This window comes from Streptomyces soli (assembly GCF_003999195.1).
In the GTDB taxonomy this organism is placed as follows: domain Bacteria; phylum Actinomycetota; class Actinomycetes; order Streptomycetales; family Streptomycetaceae; genus Actinacidiphila; species Actinacidiphila soli.
The window spans coordinates 1-7,095 of record NZ_RJVR01000334.1 but is presented as its reverse complement, the minus strand read 5'-3'; the positions used below and the strand labels follow the sequence as shown (position 1 = coordinate 7,095).

The following is a 7,095-nucleotide window of genomic DNA, read 5'->3' as shown; positions in this document are numbered from 1 at the left end:
CCGGCGCGGCGGACGGCCCTCGGGGCGGTTGCGGTTGGCCTTGCCCTGGCGTGCCGCCGGGACGCCCGCCCAGCGCTCGCCGGCCGGTACGGCCCCGGTCACGCCGGAGCCGGCGGCGAGCTCGGCCCGCTTGCCGATCCTGGCGCCGGGGAAGAGGGTGCTGCGGGCGCCGACAGTGGCGCCGGCACCGATCCGGATGGCGCCGATGTGCAGCCGGTCGCCGTCCAGCCAGTGCCCGGACAGGTCGGTCTCGGGCTCGACGGCGCAGCCCTTGCCGAGCCGCAGCATGCCGGTCACCGGCGGCAGGGCGTGCAGGTCGACGTCCTCGCCGACGCGGACCCCGAGCGCCCGTGCGTAGTACGTCAGCCAGGACCCGGCCAGACCGGTCGCGCCGCTCAGCTCGGCGAGGCGTTCCGCGGTCCAGAGCCGCAGGTGGACGCTGCCGCCGCGCGGATACGTACCCGGGTGCAGGCCCCGCAGCAGCAGCCGCGAGCCGCCCGCCGCGATCACGATCCGTCCGGCTGGGCTGACCACGAGCAGCCAGCCCAGCGCCACCCACCACCACGACACGGTCGGCGCCCAGGGCAACGCGAGCAGATTGTTGACTGCCGCCGCGGCCACGCCCCAGCGCAGCCCGGCGACGCTCAGCAGCGGCAGCATGAGCAGCACCTGCGCCACGCCGGTCCGGCGCGGCACCGGCGTGACGTCCCGGGCCTCCGCGCCGCCGCCCGCCGAGGAGGCCTCCAGGGCCCGGGCGAGGGCCCCGAGCGCCGGGTTCTGGTAGATGTCGACGACCGACCCGGCCGCGTACCGCTCCCGGATCCGCGACACCAGCTGCGCGGCGGCGAGGCTGCCGCCGCCGCTGACGAAGAAGTCCGCCCCCGGGGTGGTGGGCGGGGTGCCGAGGATGTCGCCCCACTGCTCCGCCAGCCACGCCTCGGCGGCCGTGAGCTCGACCGTCTCTTCCGGGGTGTCCAGGTTCGGCAGCGGCCACGGCAGCGCGGCCCGGTCCACCTTGCCGGAGGTCCGGGTCGGGAGAGTGTCCACGACGGCCAGGAGCGGAACGAGGGCGGCCGGCAGCTCCTTGCGGAGGCGTGCGAGGGCGTCGGGCTGGTCGAAGCCGTCGGCGGCGACGACATAGCCGACCAGGAGCTGGTTGCCGCCCTGGGTGGCCTTGATCGCCGCCGCGGCGCCCGCGACGCCCGGCAGGGCCTGCAGGGCGGCGTCGATCTCGCCGAGCTCGATGCGGCGGCCGCCGAGCTTGATCTGCTCGTCGGCCCGGCCCACGAAGAACAGGCCGTCCTCCTCGGCCCGCACCAGGTCACCGCTGCGGTAGGCCCGGTCCCAGCCCAGGACGGGCAGCGGGGCGTACTTCTCGGCGTCCTTGGCGGCGTCGAGGTAGCGGGCGAGGCCGACGCCGCCGATGACCAGCTCGCCGGTCTCGCCCAGGGGCACGACCTCGCCCCGGGCGTCCACGACGGCGAGCTCCCAGCCGTCGAGCGGCAGGCCGATGCGTACCGGGCCGGCGCCGGTCAGGGGCGCGGCGCAGGCGACGACGGTGGCTTCGGTGGGGCCGTAGGTGTTCCAGACCTCGCGGCCGGGGACGGCCATGCGCTCGGCCAGGTCGGGCGGGCACGCCTCGCCGCCGAAGATCAGCAGGCGTACGGCGTCCAGCGCCTCGGCGGGCCAGAGCGCGGCCAGGGTGGGGACGGTGGAGACCGCTGTGATGCGCTGCTCGACCAGCCAGGGGCCGAGGTCGAGGCCGGTGCGTACGAGGGAGCGGGGGGCCGGGACGAGGCAGGCGCCGTGCCGCCAGGCCAGCCACATCTCCTCGCAGGAGGCGTCGAAGGCCACGGACAGCCCGGCCAGGACACGGTCGCCGGGGCCCAGCGGCTCCTCCGCCAGGAAGAGCCCGGCCTCGGCGTCCACGAAGGCGGCGGCGCTGCGGTGGGTGACGGCCACGCCCTTGGGCTTGCCGGTGGAACCGGAGGTGAAGATGATCCAGGCGTCGTCGTCCGGCCCGGGGCGCCGGTCCAGGGCCCCGCCCGGCAGGCCCAAGGGCGTGATCTCCCGGTCGGCGCCGATGACGGCGCTCACGGCGGCCTCGGAGAAGACCAGCTGGGCACGCTCTTCCGGGTCCTCGGCGTCCACGGGGACGTATGCGGCACCCGCCGCGAGCACCGCGAGGATCACCACGTACAGGTCGGCCGTCCCGGACGGCACGCGTACGCCGACGCGGTCACCGGCGCCGATCCCGGCGGCGGCCAGGCTCTGCCGCAGCGTCTCGACCTCGGCGAGCAGCGCGCGGTACGTCAGCGGCGCGGTCCCGTCGTCGATGGCTGGTGCGTCCGGGTGATCGCGGGCGGTGGCGTCGAGGATGTCGAGGAGGGTGCGCTCGGGGGCGGCTGGGCCGGCGGTGAAGACGGCCGGGGCGGGCGCCTCGCCCAGCAGCGATTCGAACAGCGTCGTGGATTCCGTCGTCACGGTCATACGACGTCCCGCGGATCGCCCGCAAAGGGTTCGATCGGGTGGAGGCCGGGCTGGTTCGGACGCATCTCTCACTCTCCGTCGGTCGTGTGGAGTGCGCTACGAACCCCCGCTCCGCGCACGGCGAACAGGAAGTTTACCCAGCGTTAACCGGTTGCGCCTGTTGAGAGCGGCTCCCACCGGCTACTGCCGCGCTTTCACCCGGACCATCCCGGACCGGCATACCCCCTGCTCACGCACGACGCCGGGCCCGCCACCCGTCAGGTGGCCGGACCCGGCGTCAGCCGTCCGTTTGTGGCGAAACCCACTCCGTGCGCCCTACTTCTGGCCGGTGAATTCCTCGTACGCCCCTACGACTTCCTCCGTCGGACCGTCCATGCGGATGGTCCCGGATTCGAGCCAGATGACCCGGTCGCAGGTGTCCCGGATCGACTTGTTGTTGTGGCTGACGAGGAAGACCGTGCCGGCCTCCTTGCGCAGTTCGCGGATGCGTTCCTCCGAGCGCTTCTGGAACTTGCGGTCGCCGGTGGCGAGGGCCTCGTCGATCATCAGGACCTCGTGGTTCTTCGCCGCGGCGATGGAGAACCGCAGCCGGGCGCCCATGCCGGACGAATAGGTGCGCATGGGAAGGGAGATGAAGTCGCCCTTCTCGTTGATGCCGGAGAAGTCGACGATGTCCTCGTAGCGGTCGCGGATCTCCTCCTGGGACATGCCCATCGCGAGGCCGCCGAGGATCACGTTGCGCTCGCCCGTCAGGTCGTTCATCAGCGCCGCGTTCACGCCGAGCAGCGACGGCTGGCCCTGCGTGTAGACCTTGCCGCTCTCGGCGGGCAGCAAGCCTGCCACGGCCCGCAGCAGGGTCGACTTGCCCGAGCCGTTCGAGCCGATCAGGCCGATGGCCTCGCCCTTGTACGCGGTGAAAGTGACCCCTCGCACGGCGTGCACCTTGCGGACGTTCGGGTTGCCCTGGCGGGTCACGATCCGCCGGAGCGCGGCGACCGCGCCGCCCTTGGCGCCGCCGGCGCCGTGCACCCGGTAGACGATGTGCACGTCGTCCACGATGACGGTCGGAATCCGCTCTTCGGTCACGGTCGGAATCCGCTCTTCGGTCTTCGCCTCAGCCACGGCCGTACTCCTCTTCGGCTTTCCAGAAGTAGATGAAGCCGCCGACGCCCGCGAGGAGCGCCCAGCCGGCCGCCATGACCCAGACGTGCGAGGGCAGTTGGGCCGAGGTGAAGCTGTCGATGAGGGCGAACCGCATCAGGTCGATGTAGACCGCCGCCGGGTTGATCTCCAACAGCAGCTTGACGATGTGCGGCGCGTTTCCGAGCTTCGCGCTGAGGCTGTACATGACGCCGGAGGTGTACATCCAGGTGCGCAGGATGAACGGCATCAGCTGCGCGAGGTCAGTGATCTTGCTGCCGAGCCTGGCCATGGCCATGGCCATACCGGCGTTGAAGATGCTCTGCAGGAGCAGCGCGGGGATGGCGAGCAACCAGGACAAGCGGGGGACCTCGCCCCACATGATGACGATGGTGATCAGCACCGTCATGGACATCAGCAACTGCTGAAGCTGCATGAGGGTGGTGGACACCGGCATGGAGGCCCGGGGGAAGTGCAGTGCCCGGATCAGTCCCAGGTTGCCGGAGATCGCCTTCACGCCGGCGAGCACCGAGGACTGGGTGAAGGTGAAGATGAACACCCCCGTCACCAGGAAGGGGATGTAGTCGTCGACACCACGGCTGGTACCGAGCAGCAGGCCGAAGATCAGGTAGTAGACGCCCGCGTTCAGCAGCGGCGTCATGACCTGCCAGAGCTGCCCCAGCTTGGCCTGGGTGTACTGGGCGTGCACCTTGGCCCGCGAGTACGCGGTGACGAAGTGCCTGCGCGCCCACAGCTGGCGCACGTACTCTCGCAGGTGCGGACGGGCCCCGCTGACGGCCAGGCCGTACTTGGCTGCCAGTTCCTGCGCGCTCAACCCTTGATCGGGAGCGAGCCGCGCGGCGGGGGACTCGTCGAGGTGGAGGCTCACGTGGGGTGCCTTTCGTGCGAGGCAGAGAAAGCCGAGAGGGGGCGACGAGCGGCCACCGGCCGGACCGGCGGACGGATCGTATCCGTCATCCGTATCATCGCAGCGCCGACGCTAGCCCACTGGCCCGACGGAACGCAACCGTTCCGTCCTCTCCTCACGCTACTCTCATGGGCATGGCACCGGAGACCCCATCCCCACGTCGCACCCCGGCGGGCGCCGCCGTGCTCCGCGACGACGTGACCGAGGCCATCCGCGCCGCCGTCTTCGACGAGCTGGCCGCCGTCGGGTACGGCCGCATGTCCATCGAGGGCATCGCCCGCCGCGCCGGCGTCGGCAAGGCCGCCGTCTACCGCCGCTGGCGCTCCAAGCTCCCCCTCGTCCTCGACGTCGTCTCCGCCGTGGCCGCCCTGGGCGTCCCGGCCCCCGACACCGGCACCCTCCACGGCGACGTCCGTACGCTCCTCGAAGTCATCGCCCGCGCTCTACGGCACCCCGTCGCCTCCCAGATCATCCCTGATCTCCTCGCGGAGGCCGCACGCAACCCCGATATAGCTCAGGCACTGCAGGAAGCGCTGCGCGGCACCCAGCGCGGCATCGCCGAAGCCATCGTCCGCGCCGCGGTCGCCCGGGGCGAACTGCGCCCCGGCACCGATGTCGACCTCGCCCTCGACCTCATCACGGGGCCTCTGTACTGGCGCCTCGCCGTCATGCGCGCCCCCCTGTCCAAGGGCTACCTGAACCAGCTGGCCACCAGCACCGTGGCAGCCCTGGGCGCGGCGGCGGGCTGAGGCCCACCCCACCGCCGCGCCCCACGCTCAGCCGCGGGTCCACTTCTGGTTGGCGCCGCCGTTGCAGGTGTAGAGCTCCAGGGGCGATCCGTTGGCGGTGGCCTGGCCGGTGACATCGAGGCAGAGCCCGGACTGCCGGCCGACCACGGTGCCGCCGTCGGTGACGGTCCACTTCTGGTTGGCGCCGCCGTTGCAGGTGTAGAGGTCGACGGCGGTGCCGTTGGTGGTCGAGTACGACGGGTCCTCGAGGCACTTGCCGGACTGGGCGCCGATGAGGGTGCTGGTGCTGGTCTTCTGGGACGACCTGGGCGGCCTTCCTGAGGGCGGCCTCCTCACCGCCGACCAGCTCGCCGACTCCATCGTGTGGGCGATCAACCAGCCGAGCGGCGTCGACGTCAACACCCTGGTCGTACGGCCGATCGGGCAGCCCGTGTGAGCCGTCCGGCCCACTACGGCTTGCGGCCCACGCCGGCGTAAAGGCCGACCTCCGCCGGGCCACCGTCGGACGTTTCCTCCGGCTGCCAGCGGGAGCAGGGGACGACGCCCGGCGGGAGGAGTTCCAGCCCGTCGAAGAAGCGCGCGACGCCGGCGGGGGTGCGCAGGGTGACCCGGGGGGTGCCGCGCTCGTTCCAGAAGGCGACGGCGGCGTCCACGTCGTCGGAACCCGGGCCGGTGACCGTATGGGACAGGGCGAGGAAGCTGCCGGACGGGAGAGCGTCCATGAGGCGACGTACGAGACCGTAGGGATCCTCGTCCTCGCCGATGAAGATGACGACGCCGACCAGCAGGAGCCCAACGGGCCGGGTTAAGTCGAGAGTGCGGGCGGCGTATTCGAGGATCGCCTCGGGGTCCCGGAGGTCGGCCAGGGCGTAGTCGGTGACGCCTTCGCGGGTGCCGACGAGGCGGGCGCGGGCGTGGACCAGGACGAGGGGGTCGTTGTCGACGTAGACGACGCGGGCGTCGGGAGCCACGCGCTGGGCGACCTGGTGGGTGTTGTCGGCGGTGGGCAGACCGGTGCCGATGTCGAGGAACTGCCGTACGCCGGCGTCGGCGGCCAGATACCGTACCGCCCGTCCCAGGAAGGCGCGGCCGGCGCGGGCGACGTCACTGATGCCGGGGTGAAGCCCGCGGATCCGTTCGCCGACCTCCTGGTCCACGGGGTAGTGGTCCCTGCCACCCAGCCAGTAGTCCCAGATCCGGGCGGCATGGGGTCTGGCGGCGTCGATTCTGCTGCCGGTCCGCTGGTTCAAGGGGGCCTGCTCCCAGGTGCCGTGTTGGTGCGAGGCATCACAAGATAGGGGCTGACTGCCCTTCTTGTACTGCCAGTTGATGACATTCCGCGCACTGTCCGGCACCGGCCGCGTAAGCGGCTCAGGGCGTTGTCAGACCCCTCGATTACGGTGAGTGATGTCGGCAGCACTGTCCGGTACGTCGCATGACGAAGGGGGGGTGCGCCGGGCCGCTCCCGCCGACGGGGCGTCCGGCGCGGACACGACCATGAGCCTGATCAATCACCTCGGCCTGGTCCAGGCCTGCGAACTGCTCGGCCTGTCCCGGCCGCAGCTCCAACTCGCCGTGGACTACGGCCTACTGCGGCGCGATCCCGGCACCCGGTCCTTCGACCCAGCCCAAGTGCGGGAGATCGTGGCGCGGCCCGAGCCCTTCCATGCCTCCCTCGCGGCGGCGCGCGACGCCCGGGCGAGGGCGGAGGCCGGTCGGCGCAGAGCTCTGGCCCGGGGGCGGGAGGCCGAGCGGCGCCGGCAGGGCGCGCTACGCGAGGAGGCGGCC

The 7,095-nt window shown here is 72.1% G+C and carries 7 protein-coding genes and 1 pseudogene; 3 read left to right on the top strand and 5 right to left on the bottom strand.

Annotated features, from left to right (window positions below):
* From EFK10_RS40370 to EFK10_RS40360, 3 genes are all read right to left on the bottom strand, one after another.
* Positions 1-2,490, bottom strand: a 2,490-nt coding sequence (locus EFK10_RS40370) for a non-ribosomal peptide synthetase (RefSeq protein WP_127360625.1), incomplete at its 3' end; no start/stop codon positions are given.
* A gap of 315 nt (positions 2,491-2,805) precedes the next feature.
* Positions 2,806-3,612 (bottom strand): ABC transporter ATP-binding protein, encoded by an 807-nt coding sequence (locus tag EFK10_RS40365; protein ID WP_240677776.1) that lies wholly within the window; start codon positions 3,610-3,612, stop codon positions 2,806-2,808.
* On the bottom strand, positions 3,605-4,519 hold the full coding sequence (locus tag EFK10_RS40360; RefSeq protein WP_206305787.1) for an ABC transporter permease: 915 nt from the start codon (positions 4,517-4,519) through the stop codon (positions 3,605-3,607). Before EFK10_RS40360 ends, EFK10_RS40365 begins: the two co-directional genes overlap by 8 nt.
* 173 nt (positions 4,520-4,692) lie before the next feature.
* On the opposite strand from EFK10_RS40360, the gene EFK10_RS40355 reads away from it, so the two are divergent.
* Positions 4,693-5,307: a TetR/AcrR family transcriptional regulator gene (locus EFK10_RS40355; protein ID WP_240677775.1), complete on the top strand. Its 615-nt coding sequence runs from the start codon at positions 4,693-4,695 to the stop codon at positions 5,305-5,307.
* Between the two features lie 27 nt (positions 5,308-5,334).
* On the opposite strand, the gene EFK10_RS40350 is transcribed toward EFK10_RS40355, so the two are convergent.
* Positions 5,335-5,667 carry an RICIN domain-containing protein gene (locus EFK10_RS40350; RefSeq protein WP_127360623.1) on the bottom strand — a complete coding sequence of 111 codons (333 nt, stop codon included), beginning with the start codon at positions 5,665-5,667 and terminating at the stop codon, positions 5,335-5,337.
* On the opposite strand from EFK10_RS40350, the pseudogene EFK10_RS51435 reads away from it, so the two are divergent.
* Positions 5,600-5,743: pseudogene (locus EFK10_RS51435) on the top strand (short-chain dehydrogenase); the annotation flags it as partial. The gene EFK10_RS40350 and the pseudogene EFK10_RS51435 overlap by 68 nt on opposite strands.
* 13 nt (positions 5,744-5,756) lie before the next feature.
* On the opposite strand, the gene EFK10_RS40340 reads toward EFK10_RS51435, so the two are convergent.
* A complete protein-coding gene (locus EFK10_RS40340; protein WP_127360621.1) occupies positions 5,757-6,557 on the bottom strand; it encodes an SAM-dependent methyltransferase in 801 nt (266 codons plus the stop codon).
* A 247-nt stretch (positions 6,558-6,804) separates the two neighbouring features.
* On the opposite strand from EFK10_RS40340, the gene EFK10_RS40335 reads away from it, so the two are divergent.
* On the top strand, positions 6,805-7,095 hold a 291-nt coding region (locus tag EFK10_RS40335; RefSeq protein WP_164836341.1), incomplete at its 3' end, for a hypothetical protein.

Coding starts and splice junctions, on each gene's coding strand:
- EFK10_RS40350 (WP_127360623.1), bottom strand. CDS start 5,667: ATGGAGTCGGCGAGCTGGTCGGCGGTGAGGAGGCCGCCCTCAGGAAGG.
- EFK10_RS40355 (WP_240677775.1), top strand. CDS start 4,693: ATGGCACCGGAGACCCCATCCCCACGTCGCACCCCGGCGGGCGCCGCC.